Origin of the sequence: Haloplanus sp. CK5-1, assembly GCF_037201915.1 — an archaeon.
Taxonomy (GTDB): domain Archaea; phylum Halobacteriota; class Halobacteria; order Halobacteriales; family Haloferacaceae; genus Haloplanus; species Haloplanus salilacus.
In genome coordinates, this window is sequence record NZ_CP147505.1 from 576,732 (window position 1) to 603,378 (window position 26,647).

At 70.0% G+C, this 26,647-nt stretch carries 30 protein-coding genes, 1 other RNA gene and 1 pseudogene; 26 read left to right on the forward strand and 6 right to left on the reverse strand.

The window, feature by feature from the left end; genetic code table 11:
* The first annotated feature begins 117 nt into the window (after positions 1-117).
* The 11 genes from NBT81_RS02990 (at position 118) to NBT81_RS03040 (ending at position 8,771) form a co-directional block, all read left to right on the forward strand.
* The gene (locus NBT81_RS02990) at positions 118-828 is read left to right on the forward strand and encodes a DUF120 domain-containing protein (protein WP_338740954.1); all 711 of its coding nucleotides are present in this window, start codon (positions 118-120) and stop codon (positions 826-828) included.
* The gene (ribB, locus tag NBT81_RS02995) at positions 828-1,499 is read left to right on the forward strand and encodes a 3,4-dihydroxy-2-butanone-4-phosphate synthase (RefSeq protein WP_338740955.1); all 672 of its coding nucleotides are present in this window, start codon (positions 828-830) and stop codon (positions 1,497-1,499) included. Before NBT81_RS02990 ends, ribB begins: the two co-directional genes overlap by 1 nt.
* A 101-nt stretch (positions 1,500-1,600) precedes the next feature.
* Positions 1,601-1,807 carry a hypothetical protein gene (locus tag NBT81_RS03000; RefSeq protein WP_338740956.1) on the forward strand — a complete coding sequence of 69 codons (207 nt, stop codon included), beginning with the start codon at positions 1,601-1,603 and terminating at the stop codon, positions 1,805-1,807.
* Between the two features lie 59 nt (positions 1,808-1,866).
* Complete coding sequence (locus NBT81_RS03005; RefSeq protein ID WP_338740958.1) at positions 1,867-2,382, forward strand: halocyanin domain-containing protein; 516 nt, start codon at positions 1,867-1,869, stop codon at positions 2,380-2,382.
* An 82-nt stretch (positions 2,383-2,464) separates the two neighbouring features.
* Complete coding sequence (locus NBT81_RS03010; protein WP_338740959.1) at positions 2,465-3,100, forward strand: DsbA family oxidoreductase; 636 nt, start codon at positions 2,465-2,467, stop codon at positions 3,098-3,100.
* Between the two features lie 45 nt (positions 3,101-3,145).
* The gene (locus NBT81_RS03015; RefSeq protein WP_338740961.1) at positions 3,146-4,195 is read left to right on the forward strand and encodes a S1C family serine protease; all 1,050 of its coding nucleotides are present in this window, start codon (positions 3,146-3,148) and stop codon (positions 4,193-4,195) included.
* A gap of 81 nt (positions 4,196-4,276) precedes the next feature.
* Positions 4,277-6,061 carry a hypothetical protein gene (locus NBT81_RS03020; protein ID WP_338740962.1) on the forward strand — a complete coding sequence of 595 codons (1,785 nt, stop codon included), beginning with the start codon at positions 4,277-4,279 and terminating at the stop codon, positions 6,059-6,061.
* Positions 6,062-6,194: 133 nt separating this feature from the next.
* Positions 6,195-6,527 carry a hypothetical protein gene (locus NBT81_RS03025; protein WP_338740963.1) on the forward strand — a complete coding sequence of 111 codons (333 nt, stop codon included), beginning with the start codon at positions 6,195-6,197 and terminating at the stop codon, positions 6,525-6,527.
* A gap of 49 nt (positions 6,528-6,576) precedes the next feature.
* Complete coding sequence (locus NBT81_RS03030) at positions 6,577-7,119, forward strand: FlaD/FlaE family flagellar protein (RefSeq protein ID WP_338740964.1); 543 nt, start codon at positions 6,577-6,579, stop codon at positions 7,117-7,119.
* 33 nt (positions 7,120-7,152) lie between these two features.
* Positions 7,153-8,244: a hypothetical protein gene (locus NBT81_RS03035; RefSeq protein ID WP_338740966.1), complete on the forward strand. Its 1,092-nt coding sequence runs from the start codon at positions 7,153-7,155 to the stop codon at positions 8,242-8,244.
* A 197-nt stretch (positions 8,245-8,441) separates the two neighbouring features.
* Positions 8,442-8,771, forward strand: a complete 330-nt coding sequence (locus tag NBT81_RS03040; protein WP_338742604.1) for a hypothetical protein — start codon at positions 8,442-8,444, stop codon at positions 8,769-8,771.
* On the opposite strand, the pseudogene NBT81_RS03045 reads toward NBT81_RS03040, so the two are convergent.
* Positions 8,730-9,017, reverse strand: a pseudogene (locus tag NBT81_RS03045) (response regulator); the annotation flags it as partial. The gene NBT81_RS03040 and the pseudogene NBT81_RS03045 sit on opposite strands and share 42 nt — an antisense overlap.
* A 155-nt stretch (positions 9,018-9,172) precedes the next feature.
* Here NBT81_RS03045 and pth2 point away from each other — a divergent pair.
* The 12 genes from pth2 (at position 9,173) to NBT81_RS03105 (ending at position 18,457) form a co-directional block, all read left to right on the forward strand.
* Positions 9,173-9,511 carry a peptidyl-tRNA hydrolase Pth2 gene (pth2, locus tag NBT81_RS03050; RefSeq protein ID WP_338740967.1) on the forward strand — a complete coding sequence of 113 codons (339 nt, stop codon included), beginning with the start codon at positions 9,173-9,175 and terminating at the stop codon, positions 9,509-9,511.
* Positions 9,512-9,559: 48 nt separating this feature from the next.
* Positions 9,560-10,264, forward strand: a complete 705-nt coding sequence (locus tag NBT81_RS03055; RefSeq protein WP_338740969.1) for a high-affinity nickel-transporter protein — start codon at positions 9,560-9,562, stop codon at positions 10,262-10,264.
* Positions 10,265-10,316: 52 nt separating this feature from the next.
* Complete coding sequence (truD, locus tag NBT81_RS03060) at positions 10,317-11,657, forward strand: tRNA pseudouridine(13) synthase TruD (RefSeq protein ID WP_338740970.1); 1,341 nt, start codon at positions 10,317-10,319, stop codon at positions 11,655-11,657.
* An 86-nt stretch (positions 11,658-11,743) separates the two neighbouring features.
* Positions 11,744-12,469, forward strand: a complete 726-nt coding sequence (locus NBT81_RS03065) for a DUF2103 domain-containing protein (protein ID WP_338740971.1) — start codon at positions 11,744-11,746, stop codon at positions 12,467-12,469.
* A 48-nt stretch (positions 12,470-12,517) separates the two neighbouring features.
* The gene (locus NBT81_RS03070; RefSeq protein ID WP_338740972.1) at positions 12,518-12,787 is read left to right on the forward strand and encodes a 50S ribosomal protein L37ae; all 270 of its coding nucleotides are present in this window, start codon (positions 12,518-12,520) and stop codon (positions 12,785-12,787) included.
* Complete coding sequence (locus NBT81_RS03075) at positions 12,787-12,921, forward strand: DNA-directed RNA polymerase subunit P (RefSeq protein WP_114448489.1); 135 nt, start codon at positions 12,787-12,789, stop codon at positions 12,919-12,921. The genes NBT81_RS03070 and NBT81_RS03075 overlap by 1 nt, the downstream gene beginning before the upstream one ends.
* A gap of 6 nt (positions 12,922-12,927) precedes the next feature.
* The gene (locus tag NBT81_RS03080) at positions 12,928-13,224 is read left to right on the forward strand and encodes a KEOPS complex subunit Pcc1 (protein WP_338740975.1); all 297 of its coding nucleotides are present in this window, start codon (positions 12,928-12,930) and stop codon (positions 13,222-13,224) included.
* Between the two features lie 48 nt (positions 13,225-13,272).
* Positions 13,273-13,662, forward strand: a complete 390-nt coding sequence (locus NBT81_RS03085) for a prefoldin subunit beta (protein WP_338740976.1) — start codon at positions 13,273-13,275, stop codon at positions 13,660-13,662.
* A 4-nt stretch (positions 13,663-13,666) separates the two neighbouring features.
* A complete protein-coding gene (locus tag NBT81_RS03090; RefSeq protein WP_338740977.1) occupies positions 13,667-13,939 on the forward strand; it encodes a DUF3194 domain-containing protein in 273 nt (90 codons plus the stop codon).
* A 199-nt stretch (positions 13,940-14,138) separates the two neighbouring features.
* On the forward strand, positions 14,139-15,761 hold the full coding sequence (locus NBT81_RS03095; RefSeq protein ID WP_338740978.1) for an Hvo_1808 family surface protein: 1,623 nt from the start codon (positions 14,139-14,141) through the stop codon (positions 15,759-15,761).
* A 59-nt stretch (positions 15,762-15,820) separates the two neighbouring features.
* Complete coding sequence (locus NBT81_RS03100) at positions 15,821-17,239, forward strand: Hvo_1808 family surface protein (protein WP_338740979.1); 1,419 nt, start codon at positions 15,821-15,823, stop codon at positions 17,237-17,239.
* Positions 17,240-17,308: 69 nt separating this feature from the next.
* Positions 17,309-18,457 carry a nicotinate phosphoribosyltransferase gene (locus NBT81_RS03105; RefSeq protein WP_338740980.1) on the forward strand — a complete coding sequence of 383 codons (1,149 nt, stop codon included), beginning with the start codon at positions 17,309-17,311 and terminating at the stop codon, positions 18,455-18,457.
* Here NBT81_RS03105 and NBT81_RS03110 read toward each other — a convergent pair.
* A complete protein-coding gene (locus NBT81_RS03110) occupies positions 18,454-19,056 on the reverse strand; it encodes a TIGR00296 family protein (RefSeq protein WP_338740981.1) in 603 nt (200 codons plus the stop codon). The two genes, NBT81_RS03105 and NBT81_RS03110, sit on opposite strands and share 4 nt — an antisense overlap.
* A gap of 135 nt (positions 19,057-19,191) precedes the next feature.
* On the opposite strand from NBT81_RS03110, the gene rnpB reads away from it, so the two are divergent.
* Positions 19,192-19,629: RNase P RNA component (gene rnpB, locus NBT81_RS03115), an RNA gene on the forward strand.
* A gap of 51 nt (positions 19,630-19,680) precedes the next feature.
* On the opposite strand, the gene NBT81_RS03120 is transcribed toward rnpB, so the two are convergent.
* Together NBT81_RS03120 and NBT81_RS03125 are read right to left on the reverse strand one after the other, a co-directional pair.
* On the reverse strand, positions 19,681-20,412 hold the full coding sequence (locus tag NBT81_RS03120) for a glycerophosphodiester phosphodiesterase (protein ID WP_338740982.1): 732 nt from the start codon (positions 20,410-20,412) through the stop codon (positions 19,681-19,683).
* On the reverse strand, positions 20,409-21,506 hold the full coding sequence (locus NBT81_RS03125; RefSeq protein ID WP_338740984.1) for an aminopeptidase: 1,098 nt from the start codon (positions 21,504-21,506) through the stop codon (positions 20,409-20,411). The genes NBT81_RS03120 and NBT81_RS03125 overlap by 4 nt, the downstream gene beginning before the upstream one ends.
* Positions 21,507-21,595: 89 nt before the next feature.
* Between NBT81_RS03125 and gnd the strand changes: the two genes are divergently transcribed.
* Positions 21,596-22,495 (forward strand): phosphogluconate dehydrogenase (NAD(+)-dependent, decarboxylating), encoded by a 900-nt coding sequence (gnd, locus tag NBT81_RS03130; RefSeq protein ID WP_338740985.1) that lies wholly within the window; start codon positions 21,596-21,598, stop codon positions 22,493-22,495.
* 90 nt (positions 22,496-22,585) lie between these two features.
* Positions 22,586-23,182, forward strand: coding sequence for a 2Fe-2S iron-sulfur cluster-binding protein (locus NBT81_RS03135; RefSeq protein ID WP_338740986.1), 597 nt, complete (start codon positions 22,586-22,588; stop codon positions 23,180-23,182).
* A 367-nt stretch (positions 23,183-23,549) separates the two neighbouring features.
* Here NBT81_RS03135 and NBT81_RS03140 read toward each other — a convergent pair whose 3' ends face one another.
* Together NBT81_RS03140 and NBT81_RS03145 are read right to left on the reverse strand one after the other, a co-directional pair.
* Positions 23,550-24,266: a bacteriorhodopsin gene (locus NBT81_RS03140; protein WP_338740988.1), complete on the reverse strand. Its 717-nt coding sequence runs from the start codon at positions 24,264-24,266 to the stop codon at positions 23,550-23,552.
* The gene (locus NBT81_RS03145; protein ID WP_338740989.1) at positions 24,263-26,581 is read right to left on the reverse strand and encodes a methyl-accepting chemotaxis protein; all 2,319 of its coding nucleotides are present in this window, start codon (positions 26,579-26,581) and stop codon (positions 24,263-24,265) included. Before NBT81_RS03145 ends, NBT81_RS03140 begins: the two co-directional genes overlap by 4 nt.
* Between the last annotated feature and the right edge of the window lie 66 nt (positions 26,582-26,647).

A 26,647-nucleotide genomic window follows, 5' to 3' on the forward strand; every position in this document is an offset into this window, starting at 1 on the left:
GAGTTCACTCCTGTCGGACGACTAGGTTCGCCTCCGTCCCCTCCTCTCCGTCCTAACGATATCGTTATGCATTCCATATTCGATATGCTTATACCGATCGGACGGTAACTCGCGCGTATGGCAGAGACCGCAGCGGCGTCGACGGTCGGAAACGACGAACTCGCCGCGCTGAAGCAGGTCGCCCTGGACGGCGGCCTCTCCGCTCGAACGAAGGTGTCGTGTTCGGGGCTGGGCGACCGCCTCGATGCCTCGGCGCAGACGGCGTCCCGGCGCCTCCAGCGACTCGACGACGCGGGCTTGCTCGACCGCGAGGTGCTGTCGGACGGGCAACGCGTCGCCCTCACCGACGACGGCGCGGCGGCCCTCCACCGGGAGTACGCCGACTACCGGCGGCTGTTCGAGGCGGACACCACCCTCACGCTCGACGGCACCGTCACGAGCGGGATGGGCGAGGGTCGCCACTACATCTCGCTGTCGGGCTACATGGCGCAGTTCCGCGACCGTCTCGGCTACGAGCCGTTCCCGGGGACGCTCAACGTCGACCTCACGGCCGAGAGCGTCCGCGCTCGCGGGGAGTTGGGCGCGCTGAAAGCCGACGCGACGCCCATCGACGGCTGGGAGGACGACGATCGGACGTTCGGGCCGGCGACGTGTTACGCGGCCCGCGCGGAGGCCGACGACGCTGCCTACGACGGCACCCACGTCATCGTCCCCGAACGGACCCACCACGACGCCACTCAACTCGAACTGATCGCCCCCGTGAAGCTCCGCGAGACCCTCAATGTCGACGACGGCGACACGCTGACCGTCCACCTGGGTGAGGCCTGATGCACGGACACGGGGAGTCCACCGACTCGCTCGACCGTGCGGTGTCTTCGTTCCGGGCCGGTGGTCCGGTCCTCGTCCACGACGCCGACGACCGCGAGGGCGAGACCGACCTCCTCTACCCCGCCGCGGCGGTGACGCCCGCGGCCGTCACCCGCATGCGCAACGACGGCGGTGGACTGATCTTCGTCGCGTTCACCGCCGCCGTCGCCGACCGGTTCGACCTCCCCTTCCTCCACGAAGTGATCGACCACCCGGCCAACGACCACTCCGATCTGGGGTACGACGCCCACCCCTCGTTCTCGCTGACGGTCAACCACCGCGACGGCTTCACCGGCGTCACCGACGACGACCGGGCGCTGACGATCCGTCGCCTCGGTGAGGTGAGCGGCGACGAGAGTTACGACGTCGAGGCGTTCGCCCGGGAGTTCCGGACGCCCGGCCACGTCCACCTCCTGCGGGCATCGCCCGGACTGCTCGCCGACCGTCGCGGCCACACGGAACTCGGCTTGGCGCTCGCTCGCGAAGCCGGCACCGTCACCGCCGTGGCCGGCTGTGAGATGCTCGACGACGAGACCGGCGGAGCGCTCTCGACAGCCGACGCGCGGACCTACGCCCGCCGGCACGACCTGCCGTTCGTCGAAGGGGCGACGCTGGTTCGGGCGCTGGGCTGAGGGGGGCGATCGGGTTCCGTTCGGCCCCGTCCGCTTCGGTTCACGAGGGGGCCAGTGATCGTCCACGTCCTTTTTATCGTGTGGCGAGAGTGGGGGGCACGATGACCGACGACGACCCCACCGTCCCGATCGTCTGCTCGGCGTGCGAGACGACCACCCGCGTTCCCCTCCCGTCGGTCGCCGACGCGGTCGAACGCCACAACGAGTCCGTCCACGACGGCGAGTCGATCGCCGAGGTCGATCCCGCCGTCTCCGAACGCCTCGCCGACCTCGTGGCCGACGACATGGGCCTGCTCGACGACGGCTGAGGACGAACACGTTCGACGGAACCCTCGTTCCCGACTGGGCCCAGGATCCACGTGGGACGATGGTCGAATCCGAATCCACGCGACGGTCGGTCGTAACGGCGACGGGAACGGTCGCTCTCGGCGGTCTCACCGCTCTCGCCGGGTGTAGCGGTGGTGGCAGTGGGAGCGACGGCGAAAGCGGAAGCGACGGCGGAGACGGAGGCAGCGGAGACGGTTCCGGCGGCGACCCCGCCAGTTTCGACGGCTGGATGGACGGCGTCGACAACTACGACGGCGTCGACGACGAGACGGGGAGCAGCGAGGTGAGCGTCGCCGTCGGCGCGGCGGGCAACGGTGGCAACTTCGCGTTCGATCCGCCGGCGATCCGTGTCTCGTCGGGCACGACCGTCGTCTGGGAGTGGACCGGACAGGGTGCCCAGCACAACGTGGCCGCCGAGGACGCCGACTTCGAGAGTGACCTCACCCAGGAGGAGGGGTTCACGTTCGAGCACACGTTCGAGGAGTCGGGCACTGACCGGTACGTCTGCACGCCTCACCGCTCGATGGGAATGAAAGGCGCCGTCGTCGTCGAGTGAGTCGTCGACCGCGGTCGTCCTCGCCGTGCGCACGGCCGCACCCAGCCGCGTTCTTTTACCGTCCACGCCGCCAACGACACCCATGACCGACACACGAGCGCCCGAACGGATCACGATCTACTCCGACTACGTCTGTCCCTTCTGTTACCTGGGTCGACAGTCGCTGTCCGAGTACCAGGACGACCGCGACGAGGCGCTAGAGATCGACTGGCGACCGTTCGACCTCCGTGCCGGCAAGCGCGGCCCGGACGGCGAGATCGACCCCGACGCCGACGACGGGAAGGGCGACGACTACTACGATCAGGCTCGCGAGAACGTCCGCCGTCTCGCCGACGAGTACGACGCCGACATGGCACAGGAGATCGCCACCGACGTCGACTCCCGGCCCGCACAGATCGTCTCCTACCACGTCGGCGAGACCGAACCCTACGGGACCTGGCTGACGTTCGACGAGGCCGTCTTCGAGGCGTTGTGGCTCGACGGGCGGGACATCGGCGACCGGGACGTCCTCGTCGACTGCGCGACCGAGGCGGGGCTCGACGCGTCGGTCGTCGACGACGCCCTCGCGGACGACGACCTCCACGCGCGGATCGACGAACTGTTCGAGGAGGCCCAAACACAGGGCGTCACCGGCGTCCCGACGTTCGCGTACGACGGCCACGCCGCCCGCGGAGCCGTCCCGCCCGCGCAGCTGTCGCGGCTGGTCGACGGGGCCTGAGGCCGACCCCACACCCTCTTGTCGATCGTTTCCTTAGACCGGGTGATGGCCGATTCACGCGCGAGCAGACGGCAGTTTCTCGGACTGAGTGGCCTGGCGCTGACCGCGGGGCTCGCCGGCTGTAACCCGTCGCCGCCGACGGCAGACGACGGTGAAGCGAGCGACACGAGCCCGTACACCCGGGTCTACCGCGACACCATCGACTCGGTGCTGTTGATCCGGACGGGCGAGGGGAGCGGGACCGGATGGGTCTACGACGACGACCACGTCGTCACGAACGCCCACGTCGTCGGCGAGGCGACGGGAGTCGACCTCCGGACCGGCGACGGCAGCTGGCTGGACGGCGAGGTGGTCGGCACCGACGCGAACAGCGATCTGGCGGTCGTCGAGACGGGATCGCTCCCCGAGGCGGCGACGCCTCTCGCCCTCGCCGAGGAGCCCGCGACCGTCGGACAGGAGGTGGTCGCCATCGGCAACCCCTTCGACCTGAACGGCTCGGTCACGACGGGTATCGTCAGCGGCACCGACCGCTCGATCCCCGCGCCGACCGGCTACCGCATCCCCGACGCAATCCAGACCGACGCGGCCGCCAACCCCGGCAACAGCGGCGGACCGCTGGTGGCCCTCGACGGCCGCGTGGTCGCCGTCGTCAACTCCGGCGGCGGCGACAACATCGCCTTCGGCGTCTCCGCCGCGCTCGCCCGACGAGTGCTTCCGGAACTCGTCGAAACAGGGTCGTTCGACCACTCCTTCCTCGGGGTGTCGCTGACGTCCGTCACCCCGTCGGTCGCCGAGGCGAACGACCTCGACCAGCCACGCGGCCTGCTCGTGGTGTCGGTTCTGTCCGACGGCCCGGCCGCGGGCACGCTGCGCCCGAGCGACGACGAGGCGGTCGTCGACGGCGAGTCGATACCGGTCGGCGGCGACGTGATGCTGTCCATCGACGGGACGACCACGGACACGGCCGAGGCCCTCGGCAGTCACCTCGCCCTGGAGACGGATCCCGGAGACACCGTCTCGCTCACCGTCCTGCGCGACGGGAGCGAGCGGCGCGTCGAGGTGGAACTCGGGACGCGCCCGGAGCGGCCGTCGTGACCCCGCGTTTCCGCCGCTGATAATCGGGGCGGGTCACTGATAAGCCACCCCACCCTCGTCTCCGGTCGAGGACGGTTTCCCATGCAACACCGCGCAGTCGTCGCCGTGTTGGTACTCGTCGCGCTCGGCGCCGTGGCGGCGGGGGCGCCCGCGGCGGCCCAGTCCGGCGACGGCGGCTCGCCGACCGTTTCGGTCGACGTCGGCGGGGTGCCACTCGACGAGGGCGAGGCGTACCACACCGCCAACGATCCGTGGCTTCGGGTGACCGCGTCGGCGGACGCACCCGTCTCGCTGGTCGAGGTGCGGGTCGACGGGACGACCCGGCACAGTTTCGAACCGGCGAGCGAGTCGGTCGACCGAAGCCTCCCCCTCGATCTGGCGACGGGCGACCACCGGGTGACCGTCGTCGCCAGAGCCGACGGTGTCACCGTCCACGAGGCGACCGTCGTGAAAGACGACGTCGACCCGCGGGTCACCTACGACGACCCGCTCGAGGCCGCACCGCTCGGCGACGACCCGCCGACCGTGACCGTCGAGAACTCGACGCTCACCGTCGCCGGCACGGTCGACGATGCGTCGCCGATCGAGTACGTCCGCATCGACCACGCCTACGAGTACGAACGTGCCGCCTCCCGCGACGGCGACGACGACGATGGGGACTTCGCCTACGACATCGAGAATCAGGCGCCGTTCTCCGCCGACGAACAGTTGCCGGTCGACACGAGTCACGGCGACACCAGCGACGACGGCGACGCCGACGACCTGGAGCGGCGCGACCAGTATCTCGTCGCCTCGCCGGGCACTCGGTTCGAGGAGTCGCTGACGCTCGCGCTCGGCACCAACTACTTCCGGATCGTGGTCGAGGACGCGGCCGGTAACACGGAAGCCGCCCACCTCGCGGTCACCGTCACCGACGACACGCGCCCGACGCTGAACGTGACGCACATCGAGTACGTGTCGCCGACGCGACTCCGCATCAGTGGCTGGGCGACCGACGAGGTGCAGGTGAACGACGTCTGGCTACAGGAGTACCGGAACACGAGCGACGAGGACGAACTGGGCGAGACCGAGACCGAGGCCGAGGCCGAGCGTGGGAGCGACGCGGACGACGACCCCGACGAAACCCAGAACGTGACGGTCCGCCACCGACTGGTGTTCCGTCAGACGACGATCCCGAACCGGAGTCGGGGGAACGTCAGTTTCGACACCACCGTCTACCACCCGCCGGGCGACGACACCGTCGTGATCGGCGTGAACGACACAGCCAGAAACGACCGGGTCCGCAACTACTCGCTGTCGACCTTCCTCGCGCCGACGATCACCGTCGACGACGAGCGGACGGGCTATGTCGACGACGACGTCGCGATCGGTGGCCGCGTCGTCGACGGACAGATCGACGACGTCAGCGTCGAGGCGGTCGATCCGTCGACCGGCCGGACCGTCGACATCCGGTCGGTCGAACTCGGACGAAACGGGACCTTCGGGACGCGACTCGACGGCCTCGCGGACGCGACGCGGCTCCGAATCCGGGTGCGCGACGTGAGCGGAGCCGAACACGTCGAGTCGGTGACCGTCGACGCACCGGCCGAGGCGCCCGCGACTCCGTCCGGGTCCGGGTCCGACGGCGGCGACGGGACCGACGGAACCGGGGCGGACGACGCCGATACCGCCGCCGGGGACGGCCCAGCCACGTTCGAAATCCCCGTCGTCGGCGTCGAGGTTCCGATCCCGTCCGTCGGCGTTCCCGCACCGCTCGCCGCGTCGCTGTCGGTTCCGATCCCCCTCGTCGGACCCATCGACCTGCCGCTCGCTCCGGTCGGCCTCGTCGTCCTCGCACTCGTCGCCGTGGCGGTTCGCGCTCGGTGATCTCCCGGGGCCGCGACCCGGCGCCACGGCGAGTGGACACCCCGTGGATCCGCCGCCGGCCGGCGTCGGCGCGGAACGCCGGCTACGACGTCGACGGCCACGCGACCGGAGAGGACACGCTCCGTCGTCACCGGTGGGCGGCCGACCCCCCGACGTACCGTTCGCCGCCGACGGGACCGACACGCACTTGCTCGCGTCGCCGCAACCGGCGCGCATGGTCGGATCGCGGACCGTAACGGCGGCCGTCGGCCTGATCGCGAGCGTCGCCGTGAGCGTCGCGGCGTGGTACTACTTCGACACGCTGGTCGCGTTCCTCCTCCTGCCGTTCGTCCCCGTGCTGTTCGGGCGGGGCAACGACGCGCCGTCGCGCCGGGCGTGCCCGGCGTGTGGGTTCACCAGCCGCGACCCCTCGGTCGAGTACTGTCCCCGCGACGGGACGCGACTCGACGGCGGCGACGAGGACTGAGTACTGCGGGAAGTTTTAATTCGCGGGCGACCGTAGTCGCTGTCGACCGATGGCCATCGACCCGCGCAACTACGACCTCGACGAACTTCGGGCGGCCAGCGGCGCACCGCGGACGGCCGACCCGGAGACCGAGGCGAGTGCGGACGCGGACGTGGCCGACGACGGCTGGCCGGGCGACTGGCACGACGGCTTTCGTGACCGCCGGTCGACGTCCCACGAGACGGAGCGACCGGCGGCCGACGCGGCGTTCGAGGCGTCGGTGACCCGGGATCTGGTCACGCTGGACCGGGGAACCGACGCCCTCGACCGGCCGTACCTCCCCGCGCTGCCGGCGACCTTGCCCGCCGAACTCCTGATCTTCGACTGGCTGGAGTTCCTGCTTCTGCAGGCGGGCCGCGAGTCGGTGGCCGACGCCATCGCGTTCTACGAGTCGGTCGGCTGGATCGGCACGGACGCCGCCGACGCCCTCGAGGCGTACCTCTCGGGGCTGGACGGCCACCGGGCCAACGCCGCCAACGACCTCGACGCCGACGACCACCGCGTGAGTCTCCACTACGTCGCACGCTTGGCGTCGGTCGCCAGTCGGGAGTGATTATTTACCATCCCCCCGTGTAGCGCCGGGCACATGAGCGACTCCGACGACTCCGACGACTCCGCCGCGGAGAGCGAGGACGCCGACGCCGAAACCGGCACGCCGACCCCCATCGGTGTGAAGTTGGGCAGCACCCGGACGGTCATCGCCATCCCCGACGGCGACGGCCTGCGGACGGTGAAGACACTCACCTGCCTCGCCACGTACGAGGACGTGATCACCGGCGAGGAGCGCGTCCTCTACGGCGACGAGGCGGCGACCGAGTACCCCGACCGGGTCCAGTACACCCTCCGGTCCGGCCTCCCGGAGGACGAGGATGGCGCCGACCTGACCGCCACGTTCTTCGAGGAGGTCATCGAGGCCAACGACGTGCCCGCGGACAGCGCCGTCGTTTACGCTATCCCGACCATCGACAACGAGCAGGGACTGGCGAACCTCCAGTCGGTCATCGAGGGGAGCACCATCGGCGAGGCGCTGATCCGGAGCTATCCCGAGTCGCTGTGTGGTTCGGTGCCCGCGCTGGGCGAGGGGCTGGAGGCGGTCGACGACATCTTCGTCACGGTCAACCTGGGCTCGACCAACCTCGAAGCCTCGGCCTACCGTCGGGGCGAACAACTCGTCCCCTTCACGACGGGCGCGGTGACGGGCAACGAAGTGGACCGCATGATCGCCAACTACGTCGAGGAGGAGACACAGGGCCGAGTGAACATCGACAACACGACCGCCCGGGAGTACAAGGAGGAGCACGCGGATTTCGTCGACTTCGAACCCTTCACCGACGTGATCCAACAGCCGGGCGGGGGGTCCCACGAGTTCACCATCGAGCGCAGCGTGATGGACGCCGTCGACGAGTACGTCGACGACGCCGTCGAGGAGGTGGCCAACGCATTCCTGCCCGAACTCGCCAACGACCACATCAAGGTGTACCAACTGGCGCTCGACCGCCCCATCGTCCTCACGGGCGGGATGGCCTGTATCCCGGGCATCGTCGACGAGTTCGAGGAGCGCCTGACCGAGGAACTCGACCGCGAGGTGTCCGCCGTCGCCCCGGACGAACCGGCACTGTCGGCCGCCGTGGGTGCCCAGCGCATCGCGGAGCGGCTGGTCGACGCCGACGCGTACTGATCCGGCGGCGCGGTCCCGTCACTCCTCGTCGCCGAGTCCCGAGTCGTCCAGCTCCGAGACGGCGATGAGGAGTCGCCCGTCGTCGAGTGCGGTGACCAGTTTCGACTCGGTGAACGTGCTCCCGTCCGACCGGAGGCCCTCGCTCCGCCCCCGCCACTCCCCGCCGTTCCTGACGACCGGAGGACGTGCGTGCGGATGTGTTCGACCGCCTCCTCGGGGTGGAGGTCGGTCCAGTGTTTCCCGGCCACGTCCTCCGGATCGTAGCCGTAGGCCGAGGCGTACGTCTCGTCCGCGCGGTCGAACCGTTCGTCGACGCCGACGACGCCGACGCCGTCGAGTTGGGTCCCGGTTTCCGCGTCGAACTCCCCGTCAGACCCCACCGCGTGTTCGACGCGCCGGATGAGCATCGTGTACTGTTCGGCCCCGCCTTTCCGGAGGTAGTCCGTGAGGCCCGCACCGATCACTTCGGCGGCCACGTCGTCGGGTTCCTCGCCGGAGAACAGCAACACGGGCAGTTCGGGGTGTGACTGGCGAACGCGTTCGAGGAACTCGACGCCGTTCATCTTCGGCATGTTGTAGTCGCTGATCACGCAGTCGAACGCCGCGTCGTCGTCCCGGAGCCGTTCGAGTGCGTCCGCCGGGTCGGTGGTGGTCGTCACCTCGCAGTCCAGGTCGCTCTCACCGCGTTCCAAGTAGCGCTGGAGGAGGTCACCCAGCGCCGCGGAGTCGTCCACGTGGAGGACGCGGATGGGTGTCGTAAGCGGCTGCTCCATCGAAGACGGTTTGGACACGACCGAGATAACCGTTGCTTTGAGGAGTATTCGAGTGACGACGTCGGCCACCGCCGACGGCCACTCCCTCCGACGGATCGGCCGCTCTCGGGGGTCGAGACCGACGACGCTTTGTCCCGCGCCCCGCACCCATACCCATGAAACAGGCCATCGTCGCCCGCACCGACCTCGGGATGGGGCAGGGAAAGCTGGCCGCACAGGTCGCACACGCGGCGCTGTCGGCCTACGAGGACGCCGACGACCGCACTCGCCGGGCGTGGAAGGGCGAGGGACAGAAGAAGGTGGTGCTGAAAGGTTCCGGCGAGCGCGAACTGTTCGAACTGGCCGACGCCGCCGAGCGGGCGGGACTCCCCCACGCCATCGTCCGCGACGCCGGGCACACGCAACTGGAACCCGGGACGGTGACGACGCTCGCCGTCGGGCCGGCCGACGACGACGAGGTGGACCGAGTGACCGGCGACCTGTCGCTGTACTAGCGGCGTCGAACCGCAACCCATAGGTTGTCGGTGGGCGACGAGGGGTGTATGTCACTGGTCGCCGCGTTCGTCGCGGGCGGTGCGCTCGGCGCTCGGCACGCCCTCGAGACCGACCACCTCGCCGCGGTGACGACGCTGGTCGAGGGCGACACGGTCGAGTCCGGGTCGTCGTCCGACGGCGCGAACAGCGAGAGCGACGCCCACGCTCACCCGGGCCTCGTCGGGGCGTCGTGGGGAATCGGTCACACGGTCCCCATCGCGGCGCTCGGCGTCGCCTTCCTCCTCCTCGGGATCCGCCTCCCCGAATCGGTCACGCGCCTGTTCGAGGTCGGTGTCGGTATCGTCCTCGTCTACCTCGGGGCACGGATGCTCGCCGACGTGGTGGGGCTACAGGAACACACCCACGGCACGCGGTCGATCCACACGCACGTCCGGATCGGCCGCTTCTCCGTCGGCGGCGGCCACGCCCACCTGAGCGGCGACTCGTTGGTCGTCGGCGCGCTCCACGGCGTCGCGGGGAGCGGTGCGCTGGTGATCGCACTCGTCTCGACCGCACCTGACCTCCCGACCGCCGCCGCCTTCCTGACCGCCTTCGGGCTCTGTTCGGTCGTGACGATGGCCGCGGTGTCGGCGCTGTGGGGGCGGACGCTCTCGACCGGATTCGACCGCGCGCTCCGCGGCGTCGCCGGCGTCGTCGGCGTCGCCGCCGGACTCCTCCTGGTGGTCGAACAGGTCGGAGCGGTCCCGTTCTGATCGCGACCGACAACGACTCCCCTCGGCGGCCCGAACCGCCGACCACGATTCGATGCGCGAGGCACACCCACTGGAACGGCAGGTCGGCATCGACCACTACGTGAGCGACGGGCCGGGCGTCGGCGGGCGACTCCGGGACGACCCCTCGGAGTTCCGGGTTCGAGAGATCGAGAGCGGGGCGATCAACCCCGAACCCCTCGACGCCGACCCGTCGTCGTATCCCCACCTGCTGGTCCGGGCGACGCTCACCGACTGGGACACCAACGACTTCGTCGGCGCGCTCTCGGACGCCGTCGGGATCAGCCGCGAGCGGGTGTCGTGGGCCGGCACGAAGGACAAGCGCGCGGTCACGACACAACTGATCTCGATTCGCGGGGTCGCGCCGGCCGACCTGCCAGACCTCTCCGGGACGACCCTCGACCCGGTCGGTCGGATCGGCCGCAACCTGGAGTTCGGCGACCTCGCGGGCAACGCCTTCGAGATCACGATCCGCGATCCCGAGTCTCCGGAGGCGGTCGACGCCGTCACCGACGACCTCGCCGCGTTCGGCGGCGACCGGGTCGCCGTCCCGAACGTCTTCGGCCACCAGCGCTTCGGCAGCAAACGCCCCGTCACCCACGAGGTCGGCCTCCACGTCGTCCGCGGCCAGTGGCGCGAGGCGGTCCTGACCTACGTCGGCAACCCCGCCGAGACCGAACCCGAGCGCACCCGGGCGGCGCGGACGACGGTCGAGGCGGTCGCGTCCGGCCCCGATCCGGACTGGCACGAGGCGCTCTCGGCGACTCCGGGTCACCTCGGCTACGAGCGGTCGATGCTCCACACGCTCGTCGAGAACGGGGGGACCGAGCTGTCCGACTTCCGGGAGGCCCTCGAAGCGGTGCCGTGGAACCTCCAGCGTCTGTTCGTCCACGCGGCGCAGTCCTACGTCTTCAACCGCATCCTCTCTACGCGCCTGCGGCGGGGGCTCCCCTTCGACCGCCCCGTCGCCGGCGACGTGGTGTGTTTCGCGGACGCCGACGCCCCCGATGACCTCCCCCTTCCCGACACCGACCGCCTCCAGCGGGTGACCGAGTCGCGGGTCGACGTGGTGGCCCGTCACTGCGAACGCGGCCGTGCCTTCGTCACCGCGCCGCTCGTCGGTACCGAGACGGAACTGGGCGAGGGCGACCCCGGCGAGATCGAGCGTGCGGTGCTCGAGGACCTCGACCTCGCGCCCGCCGACTTCGACCTGCCGGGCAACTTCGACTCGACGGGGACGCGGCGGGCGATCCTCGTCGGGGCGACGCCGACGGTCGACCGCGACCCCCTCACGCTCTCCTTCTCGCTCCCGCGGGGGGCGTACGCGACGGCGGTTCTCCGGGAGTATCTGAAAGTCGATCCGCGGGACCTGTAGCGGGGACTCCGATCCGATCCCCACGATCGGCGCCCCACGCGGCGTCGTGACGGCGGATTTATCCGACGCGACCGCCTGCGACGCGTATGGAGTGTCGGCGGTGTGGGTCCCCGCTGGATCGCCCGGGCGACTACTGTCTGGTCTGTCACACCGCCAACTGCGACGCCGTCGTCCTCGACGTCGACGCCGACCGCGCCCACCTGACGATGCTCGACGAGGAGACGAGGGTCGGCGAGACGACGATCACGACCCACCCGGAACCGGAGGGGAAGCCCCGTGTCGTGGAGCGACGCAACTTCGCCGGGCGGATCGCCGACGAACTCCGGCGCAAGCGCCCGGAGACGGTGTTCGCGGCCGGCGACCGCGAGATCATCCGGGCGACCCGCGCCGAGACCCGCTACGACTTCTTCCGCGTCGCGGGCGAGGACCCAGTGACCGCGGTACTGGAGCGACGCGGCGACCGCGCCCTGGAGGTGGTGGAGACGCCGCCCAAGGAGAAACTCGGCGGTCGACACACGACGCTGATCGGCGACCGCGAGGGCCGTCGCGCCATCTCGACGGTGGCGGACCACCCACACGTCAAGAAGATCGTTCCCGGACCGATCGACGCTAGCGGGACGGGATCGCAGTCCGGCCTGCGGGCGAAGGTGACCCGGGCCGACGGCAACGGCAACGTTCGCCTCCTCCTGCGGGATGGATCGAGCGTTCAGGAGAACCGCATCGTGACGACGGCGATGGATCGCGAGACGGGCGAACGCGTCCGGGACGACCTGAACGAGGAACTCGCGGCCGCCGACCTGCAGTCGCCGTAGCCCGGACTCGCAGGGTTTATCCGTTCGCTCCCGGTATTCCGCGGTACTATGGCCGAGAACAAGGCACGCAGTACCGGGAGCGCGGGCCGATTCGGCGCCCGCTACGGGCGCGTCGCCCGCCGACGAGTCAAGGAGATCGAGAGCGACATGCAGAACGCCACCCTCGACGGCGACGACGTCACCCGAATCGGGACGGGTATCTGGAAGAACGAAGAGACGGGCGAGACGTTCACCGGTGGCGCGTACCGGCCGGAGACGCCCGGCGGCCGAACCGTCAAACGGTCGATCCGCGCGGCACTCTCGACCGACGACGAGTAATGAGTTACAAATGTTCCCGGTGTAAGCGCGACGTCGAACTCGACGAGTACGGCGGGGTCCGGTGTCCGTACTGCGGCCACCGGGTGCTCCTGAAGGAGCGCGCCCCGACGATCAAGGAAGTCGACGTCGAGTAACTGGCCGTGGTCGACGAGTCGGACGTCGACGACGCGCCACACCGCCTCTCGCTTCGCTTCGCGTACGACACCGCCCGGCGCGCACGAACCGTCGAGCGGAGCGTCCGCGTCGAGGTCGGCGAGATCGACGACGCGCGGTCGGCGGCGCGCGTCGATCGGGTTCGATCGGACGGTTCGTCGGCCCACGACACCGTCCGCGTGCGGATCGGCGCGGCCGACCTCGTCGCCCTGCGGGCCGGCGCGAACACCTGGCGCCGCCTGCTGTCGGTCGCCGAATCCGTCGCGTCGGCGGCCAACCGGTAGCGTCGCGGAATACGGGGCTTTTTCACTCCGGGTCACCACCGTTCGTCCATGCAAGGAAATATGCCGCCGGAAGCCCAGGAGAAACTCGAGGAACTGCAGGACCTGCAGGAGACGGCCCAGCAGGTTGCCGCCCAGAAACAGCAGGCCGAGACGACGCTCAACGAGTCCCAGACGGCACTCGACGCCCTCGGCGACATCGACGAGGACACCCCGATGTACCGCGAGGTCGGCGAACTCCTCGTCGAGACGGAGTACGCCGACGCCCACGAGGACCTCGAAGAGAAAGTCGAGAACCTCGAGGTCCGCGTCGAACAGCTGGGCAAGCAGGAAGAGCGCGTTCGCGAGCAGTTCGAGTCGCTCCAGCAGGAACTCCAGCAGATGCTACAGGGCGGTGCCGGCGGCGGTCCGATGGGACCTGGCGGCGCCGGCGGCGCGTAAGGTCGTGTCGGACAGCGACGAACCGGACGACGAGACGGTCGTGCGGACGGCGGCCGAAGCGGCCGAGGGCGTCGTCTTTGCACACTACCGCCAGTCCTCCGTCCGCGACCTGGACGTGACGGTGACGTTCGAGGAGGGCGTCCTCGAGGTCGACGTGTACCTGAACGTCCCCGACGACGTGGCTTCGGGCGCCGCCGACGACGCGGACCCCGAGACGGTGGCCGACGAGGCCGCCCGGACGGCCCGCGACGCCGTCGACGACCTCTTCGACGAATAGCGGCCGAACCGGGCCGATCACCGTCGACGCGATCACACGATGGGGAGTGCCGCGGGCGCGATGTACCGACAGCGTCGGGATCGACGCCGCGGTCGCGTTTGCCGTCGGCGCGAGCGCGACCGCTCTCGATCGGCGTGCCCCGCCGTCCCCCGTCCGCGGTCCGGGCAAGGTACTTCCGTTCCGCTTCCTAACGGGGGGTATGCGAAAGCGGGTATCCGTCGGTCTCGCGGTACTGATCGTCCTCGCGTCGGTCGTTCCTGCGGTCGCCGTCGGCGAACGCCCGGCGGCCGTCGGTGACGGGGAGACAACACCCCAGCGCGCCGATCCCAGCGAAGACGTGGTCGGCTGGGAAGGCGGGTACTGGCACAACGAATCCATCGACGTCGATCAGTCCGACGGGCTGACCGACGAGGAGATCGACGCCTACGTCAGTCGCGCGATGGCGCGCGTGGAGTACGTCCGGCAAAAGGAGTTCGACTCCGACGTGCCCGTGGAGATCATCTCCCGCGACGAGTTCCAGCAACGCCAGTCCGACAACGCGTCGAGCAACGCCTCCTTCGACGCCTGGAACGACCAGGTGTGGGAGGCGCTGTTCATCGTCGGCGAGGACAGGGAGGCAAACGAGGCCCTCCAGAGTGCCTCCGGGCAGTCGACCGCCGGTTTCTACGCCCCGGCGGACGACCGCATCCGAATCATCACCGACTCGCCCGACAGTCCGACCATCGACAACGCCACCCTGGTCCACGAACTCGTCCACGCTCTTCAGGACCAGAACGGGGCGCTCGGCGAGCGGATCGCTGATACGGAGACACAAGACGCCGACCTCGCGGTCGACGGCGTCGTCGAAGGCGAGGCCAACTACATCGAACAGCGCTACACCGAACGGTGTGGCGCCGAGTGGGAGTGTGTGGGGACGCCGAGCGACGACTCCTCGCCCGGTCAGCCGCCGAACCTCGGCATCCTGCTGACGCTTCTCCACCCCTACTCCGACGGCCCGGTGTACATCGACTGGCTCCGCGAGGAGGGTGGCTGGAGCGCCGTCGACGCGGCGTTCGAGGCTCCGCCCGAATCGAGCGAACAGATCATCCACCGGACCGACGAGGAGCCGGTCCCCATCGAGTACGAGGACCGCGCCCGCAACGGCTGGGAGACGTTCCCGAACCAGGGTGAAAGAGGCTCCGACACCGTCGGCGAGGCGTCGATGTACGTGATGTTCTGGTACCAGGCGCGGACGGCCAGGGCCGACACTGTCCCGGTGCGGTCCATCACCCAGACCAGCGGGCCCCTCGACATGTACAACTACGACGCCGAACCCTCGGCCGGGTGGGGGAACGACCGGGTGTTCCCCTACCAGAAGGGGAGCAGTGACGACGCCCGGAACGGCTACGTCTGGGTGACGGAGTGGGACACCGAAGAGGACGCCGACGAGTTCGTCGAGGCGTACGGAGCCATCCTCGAAGCGCAGGGCGTCTCGGACGTCGACGGCGAAGGCGTGTACGTCGTCCCCGACGGCGAGTTCGAGGACGCCTTCCGCATCGACCGCGACGGCACCCGCGTCACCATCGTCAACGGGCCGACGACCGACGCGGTGTCCGACATCCGGCCCGTTGACGGATCGAACGGCGGCGACGGGGCCGACGCCGGTGCCGGTGACGGGGCCGACGCCGGTGCCGGTGACGGGACCGACACCGGTGACGGGACCGACGCCAGTGACGGCGACGACGCGGGATCGACCGGTCTCGAAGCACCCGGATTCGGCGCGCTGACGGCCATCATCGCGCTCGTCGCCGCGGGATTCGTGGCGCTCCGCCGACGCGACTGAGGGCTGGCGACCGCCGACCGACGGCACCCTTTTCACGCCGCGACGCCGACCACCGGAGCGTGCGCTCCGCTCGTCTCACCCTCCTGGTGACGGTTCTCGTCGTTCTCGCCGGCTGTGGTGGGGGGCCGTCGTCTGGCGGTGACGCAACTCCCGAACCGACGCCGACGGGGACCGGGACGCCCGCACCCACCACCGCCGAGGCGACGCCGACGCCCACGCCGGACCGCGACGGCTTCGCCGACCCCGAGACGGACCGACTGGGTTGGGAGGCGGGCTACTGGTACGACGAACCGCTCGAGGTGAACGCGAGCGACGGCCTGAACCAAAGCGAGCGGGCGGCGGTCGTCGCGCGGACGATGGCTCGGATCGAGCGGATTCGGAATCTGGAGTTCGAGTCGGCCGTTCCGGTCGACGTGGTCGACCGCGAAGCGTACCGCGCCCGCGAGAACGTGACCGCGACGGCGTTCGACGAGCAGGTGTGGGAGGCGCTCCTGTTGGTCGGCGAGGACCGGTCCGTAGAGGCGGTCTTCGAGTCGTTCTACGGCGCGTCGGTGCAGGGGTCGTACGTACCGAGCGAGGACCGCATCGTGGTGGTGAGCGACGCCGACCGTCCCACCATCGACCGCCGGACGCTGACCCACGAACTCGTCCACGCTCTGCAGGACCAACACTTCGGATTCGACCGGAACGCGAGCGAGCCCCGCGACGCGCGGTTGGCACGGCAGGCGCTGACCGAGGGCGACGCGGGCTACGTGGCGGACCTGTACGAGGAGCGCTGCGGGACGACGTGGTCGTGTCTGCCCCGGCCCGACGGCGGTCCGGTCGCCGGTCTCGACGGCGACATGGGCGTCTACGTCGCGGCCTACCAGCCCTACAGTGACGGCCCCGCGTTCGTCCACCATCTCCGGGAGCGGGGTGGTTGGAGCGCCGTCGACGCCGCCTACGACGCCCCGCCCACGAGTGCGTCGCAGGTGATTCACCCCGACCGCTACTCCGAGTGGTCGCCCGAACGGGTCCGCATCGAGGACCGGTCGGCCGGGAACTGGAGTCGGTTCGACCGCGCGCCGCCGGGGACGACCGTCGGCGAGGCGTCGGTGTTCGCGACCCTCCACGCCAACGGCGGGGTGGAGCCGTTCCACCTCCAGCGACCCACCCGTTCCCACCGCCGCTACAACTACACCCACCCCACGTCGACGGGGTGGGTCGGCGACAGACTCGTCCCCTACCGGAGCGTAGAGGGGGAGTACGGCTACGTCTTCCGGACCGAGTGGGAGACGACGGGCGACGCCGCCGCCTTCGCCATCGCCTATCGCGGACTTTTGGGGGAGCGTTGGGGTGCCGAACGGCGCGACGGCGATGTACTGGTGGTCCCCTCCGGGCCGTACGCCGACGCCTTCCGTGTCGAGCGGTCGGGAACGACGGTGACGGTGACGAACGCGCCGACGGTCGCCGACCTCGACGCGGTCCACGCGGGCTGAAGAGGAATCCTCTTCGACAGTGTCGACCGAACAGACGGATTTTTCACTCGCCGGGGCGAAGCTGTGACGATGCCACCGTTCGACATCGTCGGCCCCGAGGCGATCCGCACGGGGACGGCGACCGACGCGTACTTTCTCCGGACGGAGACGACTCTCCGGCACGCCGACCGGAACCCACGGGTCGTCGCCGAAGTGACGGCCGATCAGTTCCCCGACGGCGACTTCGAACTGTTCGCGGGTGTGAAAGACGCCGCCACTCTCCTCTCCGGTCGCGACGTCGACGTCGACGCGATGTGCGAGGGGCAGTTGTTCGACGGCGGCCCGGTGCTCCGGATCGAGGGGTCGTACCTGGAGTTCGCCCGATTCGAGACGTCGCTGCTCGGCTTCCTCTCGCACGCCAGCGGCATGGCGACGGCCGCGATGGAAGCCCGGCGGGCCGCCCCCGAGTCGACGGTGCTCTCCTTCGGCGCGCGCCACGTCCACCCCTCCATCGCGGCCGTCGTCGAACGGAGCGCACTCCTCGCCGGCCTCGACGGGTTCTCCCACGTCGCGGCGGGTGAGGTGCTCGGCCGCGAGGCCGGGGGGACGATGCCCCACGCACTGGTGATCTGTTTCGGGCGCGGGAACCAGGAGGCGGCGTGGCGGTCGTTCGACGAGGCGGTCGGTCCCGAGGTACCCCGCGTGGCGCTGTGTGACACCTACGGCGACGAGGTCGACGAGGTGTTGCGCGCTGTCGAGACGTTGGGCGACGACCTCGACAGCGTCCGCATCGACACCACGGGGTCCCGCCGGGGTGACTTCCGACATATCATCCGGGAGATCCGGTGGGAACTCGACGCCCGCGGCTACGGCGACGTGGACGTGTTCGCGAGCGGCGGCCTCGGTCCGGAGGCCCTGCGCTCGCTCCGGGACGTGGCCGACGGCTTCGGCGTTGGCGGTCACGTCTCCAACGCCGATCCGGTGGACTTCGCGCTCGACATCGTCGAAATCGAGGGAGAGCCGGCGGCCAAGCGGGGGAAGCTCTCGGGGGCGAAACAGGCCTACCGGACGCCGGACGGCGGCCACCACGTCGGTCTGGCCGCCCGCGAGGGGCCGTCCGGTGGAGAGCCGCTGCTCGAACCCCTGATCCGGGACGGAGAAGTCGTTCGTGAGTTCGACCTGGACGCCGCGACGGAGCGGGCGCTGGCCGACGCGTCGGCCACGGGATTCGGGTCCTAGAGCTGTTCGACGCTACCGCCACCGGGACGCTCGCGGAATACCTGCCCGTCGAACAGGGTGATCATGGTGTCGTCGTCCTGCCAGGCGAGGGGGGCGACCCCGGCTTTCCGGCAGGCGTGGGTGAGGAACTGTTCTTCGTTCCAGTCGTTCTCGACGGGAAGCGTGGGGTACATCCAGGCGTGTTGCCCGTCGGCGTCGACGGCGATGCCGTGTGTACCGAGTTCGAGGTCGGCCGCCGGATCGTTGGTGAGGACGTGGTTGCCGACGACACAGACGGAGATGTTGAGGCTCTCTAGCTCCGGGGGCTCGACTTCCGAGCCACAGGAGTCGTCGGAGGCGGCCGTGATTGCGGCGTCGACGATAGCGTGTCCGAGTTGGTCGGTGCCGCGATAGGCCCCGGAACAGCCTCGGAGTCGTCCCCGCCCTCGTGTCGAGGTGATCCGGACGAACGCTCCAGTTCGCGCGTAGAACGCGTCGCGCATACTCCCCGGCTGTTCTCGCTGGCCCTGAAGCACGTACGCTTCCACTGCTTCACGAGCCAGTTCGACCGCCCGGGCCCCATCGTCGTAAGAAAGGTGTACCGTCTGCGCCTCGGACATACCGCGTACGATGCCCCGAACTGACTTGAACCCTTCCTTTCCGTAAAAAGAATCGTGATGTATTATACACAACCTATTCGCGGCGTCGGGTTCCCGACCGAACGCCTTATTCCTCGATCAGGCGTAACCTAACCCGGCAGAGAGAGCCCGGCCCCCGTGCCTTCGGGCACGAGGAAAGTCCCCCCACTGTCCGGACAGGTGACCGGGCGCAAGCCCGGAGTCGGAGACGGCTGGCTCTGGAACAGAGACGAGACCACTCGGCCCGACCGATGAGGTGTGCGAACCCGAGCGCGAGCGAGGGGAGTTAACCCACCGAGGATAGGGAGACGCCACGCGTCTCCGGAAGGTGAACGGCGCAAGCCGTGAACCGCGTGATCGCGCAGCGATCACGGGATATGCGAGCGGCGTCAGCCGCGAGCAGGGAGACGCCACGCGTCTTCCGCGACGACCGAGAACGGATGGAACGGCGAATCCCCACCGGTGCAAGTCCGCCTCGTCAAGGTAGTCCGGACGCGGAGGCGGACGCTCAGCCGAATGCCGGGTCGAACAGAAGGGGGCTTACTCCTCTCAGCCACTCACCCGCCCAGCGACCGCGCCGCCGGCCGTAGCCCGTCCTCACCCGCCTCACGCCCGCGACGCGAGCCCCGGATAGTCCGCGATCAGTCCGTCCGCACCCGCCGTCCCCGCGGCGACGGCCTCCTGCCAGGTCCGGACGGTCCAGACGTTGACCGTGCGGTCGACGGCCGAGAGGTCGGCGTCCCGGACGGCCGACAGCGACGCGTGGATCGCCTCGGCGTCGTACCGGTCGGCGAGGGTTCGACCGGTCGGTAGGTCCCGACAGAGCGCCGCGAGGCGGGCGTCGGGACCTTCCGCTCGGACCGCCGCGAGCGCACCCTCGTAGAACGACGAGATGCGTACGTCGCGGTCACCGACTGCCCCGCGGACCCGGTCGACGAACGGTGCCCATCGCTCGCGGGCGGCGTCGCGGTCGGCTGGGGGGAGCGATCCCCGGTGTCTCGTTCCCGCTCCGGGGTGTTTGAGCTCCACGTCCAGCGGGACCGCCGTGGCCTCACACAGGTCGGAGAGCGTCGGCACCTGCTCGTCGCTCGGGCAGACCGTGGCGGCCGTCACCGTCTCGGGCGGCAGCTCCCGGACCGCACCCGTTCCGTCGGTGATCCCGCGGCTCTCTCCACGGTCGTCGAGGCGGGAGTCGTGGAAGACGACCGGCGTGCCGTCGGCGCAGGCGGTCACGTCCACCTCGACACGGTCGGCGTGGGCGGCGGCCGAGCGGACGGCCGCGACGGTGTTCTCCGGGTTGGCGCCCGCGAAGCCGCGGTGGGCGACGACGGTCGTCACGCTCCCTCGAACCCCTCCTCCCACCGGAAGAGGCCGTCCCGCTGGATCGTCTCGCCGTCGACGACCAGCCGCGATCCGTCGTCCATCCGGCTGATGAGGTCGACGTGGATCGCGCTGTCGTTACCCGCCGCCCCGTCGGGCAGGCAGGCGTCGTAGGCGCGGCCGAGCGCGAGGTGGACCGTCCCAGCCATCTTCTCGTCGAAGAGGACGGTGTCGGTCGGTCGGGTGATGCCGCGGTTCATGCCGACGCCGAGTTCGCCCGCCCGCCGCGCGCCCTCGTCCGTGTCGAGCAGTTCCCCGAGCGCCGCCTCGCCTTCCGCGGCGGCATAATCGACGACCGTGCCGTCCTCGAAGACGAGGCGGGCGTCCCGGAGCCGACGGCCACGGACGGTGATGGGCACGTCGAACTCTATTTCGCCCTCCACCCCGGCCGGCGCGGTGAACACCTCGCCACTCGGGAGGTTGTGGGAGTCGTACTCGACACTCGCGGCGCTGTTGACCGCCGTCCGTCCCCCGATGTCGAGCGAGAGGTCCGTCCCCTCGGCGACGAGTCGGACCTCGCTGCCGGCGTCGAGGACGTCTTTCAGTCGGGCCATCTCCGCGGCGAGGGCCTCCCAATCCCGGAGGACGGCGTCGTAGACGAAGTCGCGGTAGGCCTCGTAGGACATGTCCGCGGCCTGCGCGAGCGAACGGGTGGGGTGGACCGTCGACACCCAGTCGGTCGCCATTCGCGCCTCGCGGGCGTCCGACCGGGCGCGGTCGTACGCGCCCCGCGTCCCGCCGGGCACGTCGGCCGTCGCCGCGGTGTTGCGGCCACCGCCCAGCGAGAGGACCACGTCCGCGCTCTCGTACAGCGCCCGTTCGGCGTCGGCCGGGGCGAAGTCGCCGTCGTGGGCGCGGAGGTACGCCCGACTGACTTCGTCGGAACCGTAGGTGGCGAGCAGGTTCGCCCCCCGGTCGCCGAGGGCGGCGGCGACGGCGACGGCGAGGTCGTGTGCGCCCTCGGCGACCCGGACCACCACGTCGTCGCCGGGGCCGACGCGGGCGCTCCAGTCGACGAGCGTCTCGGCGTGGGCGCGGATGCGGTCGTCCATGCGGGGGGATGGTCGGCGGGGTGCAAAACCCCGGCGGTCGGGGAAACCGAACCGGAACCACTACCTCCCGCCACGCGGGACGAAACGGTATGCAACTCGGAGTCGTCGGACTCGGACGGATGGGGCGCATCGTCGTCGACCGCGTACTCGACGCCGGCCACGACGTGGTGGCGTTCGACATCGACGAGGCGGCGGTGGCGTCGGCCGCCGAGGCCGGGGCGGAGCCGGCGGACTCGCTGTCCGACCTCGCCGACCGCCTCGGCGAGGCGAAGCGGATATGGCTGATGGTGCCCGCGGGTGACGCAGTCGACGCCGCACTCGACGACCTCGACCCACACCTCTCCGCCGAAGACGTCGTCGTCGACGGCGGCAACTCCCACTTCGAGGATTCGGTCCGGCGGGCCGAGTCGACGGACGCGGCGTATCTCGACTGCGGGACCAGCGGTGGTCCCGCCGGGGCGGAACTGGGCTTCTCGCTCATGGTCGGCGGGCCCGAGGACGCGTACGAGACGATGCGGCCGGCGTTCGACGCCGTCGCCACCGGTCCCGACGGCCACGCTCGCATGGGCCCGGCGGGGTCGGGCCACTACGTGAAGATGGTCCACAACGGCGTCGAGTACGCGCTGATGCAGGCCTACGGCGAGGGGTTCGAACTGCTCCACGAGGGTCGGTACGACCTCGACCTCGAAGCGGTCGCGCGGACGTGGAACAACGGGGCCGTGATCCGGTCGTGGCTGCTGGAACTCTGCGAGGAAGCGTTCCGCGAGGAGGGGACCGATCTGGGCGACGTGGCCGACCACGTCGCCGGCGGGTCGACGGGGACGTGGACGGTCCAGGAGGCCCTCGAACGCGAGGTGCCGGTGCCGCTGATTCACCAAGCGCTCGCCGAGCGGTTCGCCTCACGACGGGACCGGTTCTCGCGTCGCCTCGCCAATCGCCTGCGCTACGGGTTCGGCCGGCACGATGTCGCCCGCCGAGACGGGGCGTAAACCCCGCCGGTCACGGCGTTCCGGTCGGGGTCGTCCGCCGACGCCGCGCGGATCACAATCCCCTTAACCCCCGACTCCGTAGCGCCGCGCATGGTCGAGGTAAATCTGATCGGGCTGAGTGTCGGTGCGATGCTGACGCTCACCGCCGTCGCCCTTCATCTCTCGAAGGGCACGGGCTGGACCCCCACCACCGACATCTCGGGGGAGGTGCTCGAACGCCGGGCCGAGTCGGTCCCGGAGACGGAGTTCCCCGAACCGATGAACCGCGCAATCGGCGGCGGTGGCGGCGGGGCGGTCGCGGCCGGCGCCGTCGCCGGCGACGAGGGGGCCGAGCTCGAAGGCGACGCCGGGGCCGCCGAAGAATCCGGGCCGTGGGACCTCTCCGACGACGAGGCCGAGGTGTTCGAAATCGAGTTTGCCAAGGAGGGAGACACCATCGAGGTGGCCGAAAACGAGACCGTCCTCGAAGCCGGCGAGGACGAGGGGTGGGACATGCCCTACGCCTGTCGGCAGGGCCAGTGTGTCTCCTGTGCCGGACAGATCACCGCCGGCGGCAACAGCGAGGAGTACGTCGTCCACGACGACCAGCAGATGCTCGACGACGGCGAACTCGACGACGGCTACACGCTGACCTGCGTGGCCTACCCGAAGGCGGACTTCACGATCGAGACCGGCGAGGCACCCTGAGTCCCGTCGGTCGGCCCACGCCGTTTCCGTTCTCTCGCCGCGCTACGTCCACGAGCCACGCTCCTGCCGAGGCGACACTGTTCAGTGCTTCCGGCGAAGGAACCTCGAAAGCCCCTGGGCTCATCGGAATGTTTCACGTTCTGACCCGCCCACGAGAGCGACGCTCTCGTGAACGTCCGGGTTCGCCAGCCCCTTTCGAGGGTCGTCCACTGCCGATGGCTTCTCTGAACACTACCTCGACGCGGTCGACACTCGTGTCTCCCTCGCTTCGACACGCCATCGGTCAAGAATTCCGTCACAGCCCCGTGACCGGTCCGGTCGCACTCGACGTGTCGGCTCGGGACCGGCGGGCGTCGGCGTCTGCCGATCAGTCTGCGGTCGACGTTCCGGCCGTGGCGTCGGTCGACGCTGTCCCTGCCTCGTCGGCCAGGGCGCCCAAGCCGTCGACCGCCAGGGCGACGAACGCGGCCTTGCTGATCAGGTCGAGGTAGGCGATCACCAGCATCGCCATGTCCCGGGTGAGCAGGCCGATACCCGAGGGTGCCAACACCCAGACGATCGGATACAGCGTCCACAGCACGATGGTCAGGTTCCGGAGCGTGACGAACAGCGTCCGCGCTCGCTCGCTCTCGAACGCCGCCCGCGCGGGGATATGGTAGTAGAGATCGTACACCAGCACTCCGAACGCCGCGACGCCGCCGGCGAAGGCCAGCCAGCGGATTGGCCCGGGGACGACGACGGCGACGCCACCGAGGACGAGCAAGACCACGTCGGCGACGATCAGGCGGACGAGCGGCTCGCGGCCGGTCCCCCCGAGCATCGTGAGGAAGAGTAGGATGAGCGGCGTGGTGATCAGCCAGTCGACGTAGCGAGCGATCGAGACGCTCCGGCCGGAGACCGACACCGTCCCCACGCCGACGGCCATGAGCGCGTACGCCACGGCCGCGACGCCGGTCACCCCCGCCAAGACGAGATAGTGCTCGCGCCGGTCGGGATCGGTCCGCAATCCCCACAGCGGCGGCAACGTTCCGAGGCCCATACCGATCGCGCCGAGCGCCGCCCACGTCGTTGCCGTTCCGATCATGATGAGTCACCTCCGGTCTGCCGCCCGCCGTCGCCGAGCGCGCTCGCTCGGCCGTCCTCCGTCGTCGTCGCCGTCTCGCCGACGTCGAAGTCGGCGAGCTGTTCGCGCAGGCGGGCGGCCCGCCGCGTCAGATCGTCGGCCGCGTCGTCGACCTCCGCGATGGTCCGCTCCTGCTCGCTCGCCGTCTCCGTCACGTCGGTCGCACGCTCCGCCGTGTCCTTGCTGATCGACGCCACCTCGTCCAAGCTCTCGACGACCCGCTCCGTGGAGTCCGCCTGGCCGTCGGTGGCGTCGGCGATGCCCTGGATGCTGGTGTCGATCTCCTCGACGTAGTCGGCGATCCGTTCCAGCGCCTCGATCGCTCCCTCGATCGTCTCGACGCCCTCGCTGACGCGCTGGCCCGTCTCCTGGGTGCCCGAGACGACCTGGTTCGTCCGCTCGCGGACCGACTCGATGCGCGCCTCGATCTCGCCCGCGGACTCTTTGGTCTCCTCGGCGAGGTTCTTCACCTCGTCGGCGACGACGGCGAACCCGTCGGTGTCGGCACCGTCGCCGTTGGCGTGTGCCGCCTCGATCGACGCGTTGAGCGCCAGCAGGTTCGTCTGCTCGGCGATGTCGGAGATCACGTCGACGATCTCGCCGATCTCCGCCATCTCCGCTTGCAACGCCTCGACTTCCTCCTGGGTGTCGGTCGTCGTCGCCTCGATGCCGTCCAGTTCCTCGACGGCCGCCTCCGCGGCCGATCGGCCGTCCACGCCCGCCTCGGCCGCGCGCTTCGAGGTGTCCGCCACCGTGTCGACGGTCGCGGCGATCTCCTCGGCGCTGGCCGAGAGATCGTTCACGTCGCCGGTCATGTCCTGGAGGCTCTCGGTCTGGTTGCGTGCGCCGTCGGCGATGTCCGTGACCGCGTCGTTCATCTCCTCGCTCGCCGCCTTCACCGTCGCCGCGTTGTGGTCGACGGCCTCGGCGGCGTTGGCCACGTCGGTGCCGAACGCCTGGACCTCGCGAACGGTCGACTCGATCGACGACACCATCTCGTTGAACGCGGTGCCGATGGTGGCCATCGCGTCGTTCTCCTCGTTCACGTCGATGCGGCGGGTCAGATCGCCGTCTGCCACGTCCTGCATCACGTCGCCGTACGACTCCGCGGTGCGTTCGAGGCGCTCGTTGGTCCGCGTCGCCTCGGCACGGGCCGCCTCCGCCTCCGCACGGGCGGTCTCGGCCTCTTCGAGCGCCTCTTCGGCCTCGGTGATTCGTTCCCGGAGCGAGTCGCGCATCTGCCCGAACGACCAGTAGAGCTGTCCGATCTCGTCGGAGCGACCGGTCGTCAGGTCGACGTCCAGATCCCCGGTCGCCATCGCCTCGGCCTTCCCGGCGAGACGACGGAGCGACAGCGTCGTCCGGCTGCCGACCGTGACGCCGATCAGCGCGAGGCTGACGACCGCCACGAGGATGAGCCCGACGATCCCCGAGACGACCTGTCGTTGGACGGCGAACGCCGTCGAGAGGGGCTGTGACGTCACGACCGTCCACCCCGTCGTCGTGATCGGGGCGGCGGCGACCGCCTCCCCGTCCCGCCGTTCGAAGGTGCCGCCGTCGAACGCCGCCTCGGGGACGGTGACCGACGCCTCGGCCGCGTCGCTTCCGATCAGCGTCTCGTCGGGGTGTGCGACGATCGTTCCGCCGTCGCTCACGACCGCCGTCTCGGTCTCGCCGCTCGCCCCGCTGAACGCGCCGACCTGCCGGTCGAAGTTGACCATGTAGACCAGCAGGCGGTCCTCACGGCCGTCGACCGGCGTGGCGATCGCAACCGTGGTGAAGTCGACTACGTCCGGTCGGAACGGCTCAGTGACGAGGACGTCCTCCGAACCGTCGAAGGTGACGCCCTCCTGTGCGAAGGGTGCGCCCTGTGCTCGTGCGTCGACTCCCGCCATCTCGTCGGTGGAACTCGTCACGATTTCGCCCGTCTCCGCGTCGACCGAGTGGACGGCCACGACGCCAGGAGGTGCCCGCTCGTCGCTCGCGAGTCCGTCGAGATACGACTTCACCGTCGCCGGGTCGTCGCTCCGGATCGCCGGGTGGTCCGAGGCCGTCCGGGCCTGTGTCGTCACGCCGGTGAGCCAGGCGTCGAGGCGCTCGGCACGCTGCTCGGTCGTCCCGACCATGTCGTCCTCGACGTCCGACTGCAACTGGGACGACGCGTCGGCGCTCACGACCGCCCCGACAGATACCGTCACGAGAAGCACGGCGACGAACGCCACCGCCAGCTTGCGTCCGTACCGCTCGCGCATGCTCTCTACGAGTGGAACGCCCATGCTTGGGCCGTCTTTCACGCCGTGTTTAATAACCGCACCCCTCCGAATACAGAATCTGATAACGGC

Coding starts and splice junctions, on each gene's coding strand:
- pth2 (WP_338740967.1), top strand. CDS start 9,173: ATGAAACAGGCCATCGTCGCCCGCACCGACCTCGGGATGGGGCAGGGA.
- NBT81_RS03075 (WP_114448489.1), top strand. CDS start 12,787: ATGAGTTACAAATGTTCCCGGTGTAAGCGCGACGTCGAACTCGACGAG.
- NBT81_RS03125 (WP_338740984.1), bottom strand. CDS start 21,506: ATGGACGACCGCATCCGCGCCCACGCCGAGACGCTCGTCGACTGGAGC.
- NBT81_RS03010 (WP_338740959.1), top strand. CDS start 2,465: ATGACCGACACACGAGCGCCCGAACGGATCACGATCTACTCCGACTAC.
- ribB (WP_338740955.1), top strand. CDS start 828: ATGCACGGACACGGGGAGTCCACCGACTCGCTCGACCGTGCGGTGTCT.
- NBT81_RS03140 (WP_338740988.1), bottom strand. CDS start 24,266: ATGATCGGAACGGCAACGACGTGGGCGGCGCTCGGCGCGATCGGTATG.
- NBT81_RS02990 (WP_338740954.1), top strand. CDS start 118: ATGGCAGAGACCGCAGCGGCGTCGACGGTCGGAAACGACGAACTCGCC.
- gnd (WP_338740985.1), top strand. CDS start 21,596: ATGCAACTCGGAGTCGTCGGACTCGGACGGATGGGGCGCATCGTCGTC.
- NBT81_RS03035 (WP_338740966.1), top strand. CDS start 7,153: ATGAGCGACTCCGACGACTCCGACGACTCCGCCGCGGAGAGCGAGGAC.
- NBT81_RS03005 (WP_338740958.1), top strand. CDS start 1,867: ATGGTCGAATCCGAATCCACGCGACGGTCGGTCGTAACGGCGACGGGA.
- NBT81_RS03135 (WP_338740986.1), top strand. CDS start 22,586: ATGGTCGAGGTAAATCTGATCGGGCTGAGTGTCGGTGCGATGCTGACG.
- NBT81_RS03030 (WP_338740964.1), top strand. CDS start 6,577: ATGGCCATCGACCCGCGCAACTACGACCTCGACGAACTTCGGGCGGCC.
- NBT81_RS03095 (WP_338740978.1), top strand. CDS start 14,139: ATGCGAAAGCGGGTATCCGTCGGTCTCGCGGTACTGATCGTCCTCGCG.
- NBT81_RS03000 (WP_338740956.1), top strand. CDS start 1,601: ATGACCGACGACGACCCCACCGTCCCGATCGTCTGCTCGGCGTGCGAG.
- NBT81_RS03110 (WP_338740981.1), bottom strand. CDS start 19,056: ATGTCCGAGGCGCAGACGGTACACCTTTCTTACGACGATGGGGCCCGG.
- NBT81_RS03085 (WP_338740976.1), top strand. CDS start 13,273: ATGCAAGGAAATATGCCGCCGGAAGCCCAGGAGAAACTCGAGGAACTG.
- NBT81_RS03020 (WP_338740962.1), top strand. CDS start 4,277: ATGCAACACCGCGCAGTCGTCGCCGTGTTGGTACTCGTCGCGCTCGGC.
- NBT81_RS03065 (WP_338740971.1), top strand. CDS start 11,744: ATGGAGTGTCGGCGGTGTGGGTCCCCGCTGGATCGCCCGGGCGACTAC.
- NBT81_RS03055 (WP_338740969.1), top strand. CDS start 9,560: ATGTCACTGGTCGCCGCGTTCGTCGCGGGCGGTGCGCTCGGCGCTCGG.
- NBT81_RS03070 (WP_338740972.1), top strand. CDS start 12,518: ATGGCCGAGAACAAGGCACGCAGTACCGGGAGCGCGGGCCGATTCGGC.
- NBT81_RS03015 (WP_338740961.1), top strand. CDS start 3,146: ATGGCCGATTCACGCGCGAGCAGACGGCAGTTTCTCGGACTGAGTGGC.
- NBT81_RS03145 (WP_338740989.1), bottom strand. CDS start 26,581: ATGGGCGTTCCACTCGTAGAGAGCATGCGCGAGCGGTACGGACGCAAG.
- NBT81_RS03105 (WP_338740980.1), top strand. CDS start 17,309: ATGCCACCGTTCGACATCGTCGGCCCCGAGGCGATCCGCACGGGGACG.
- truD (WP_338740970.1), top strand. CDS start 10,317: ATGCGCGAGGCACACCCACTGGAACGGCAGGTCGGCATCGACCACTAC.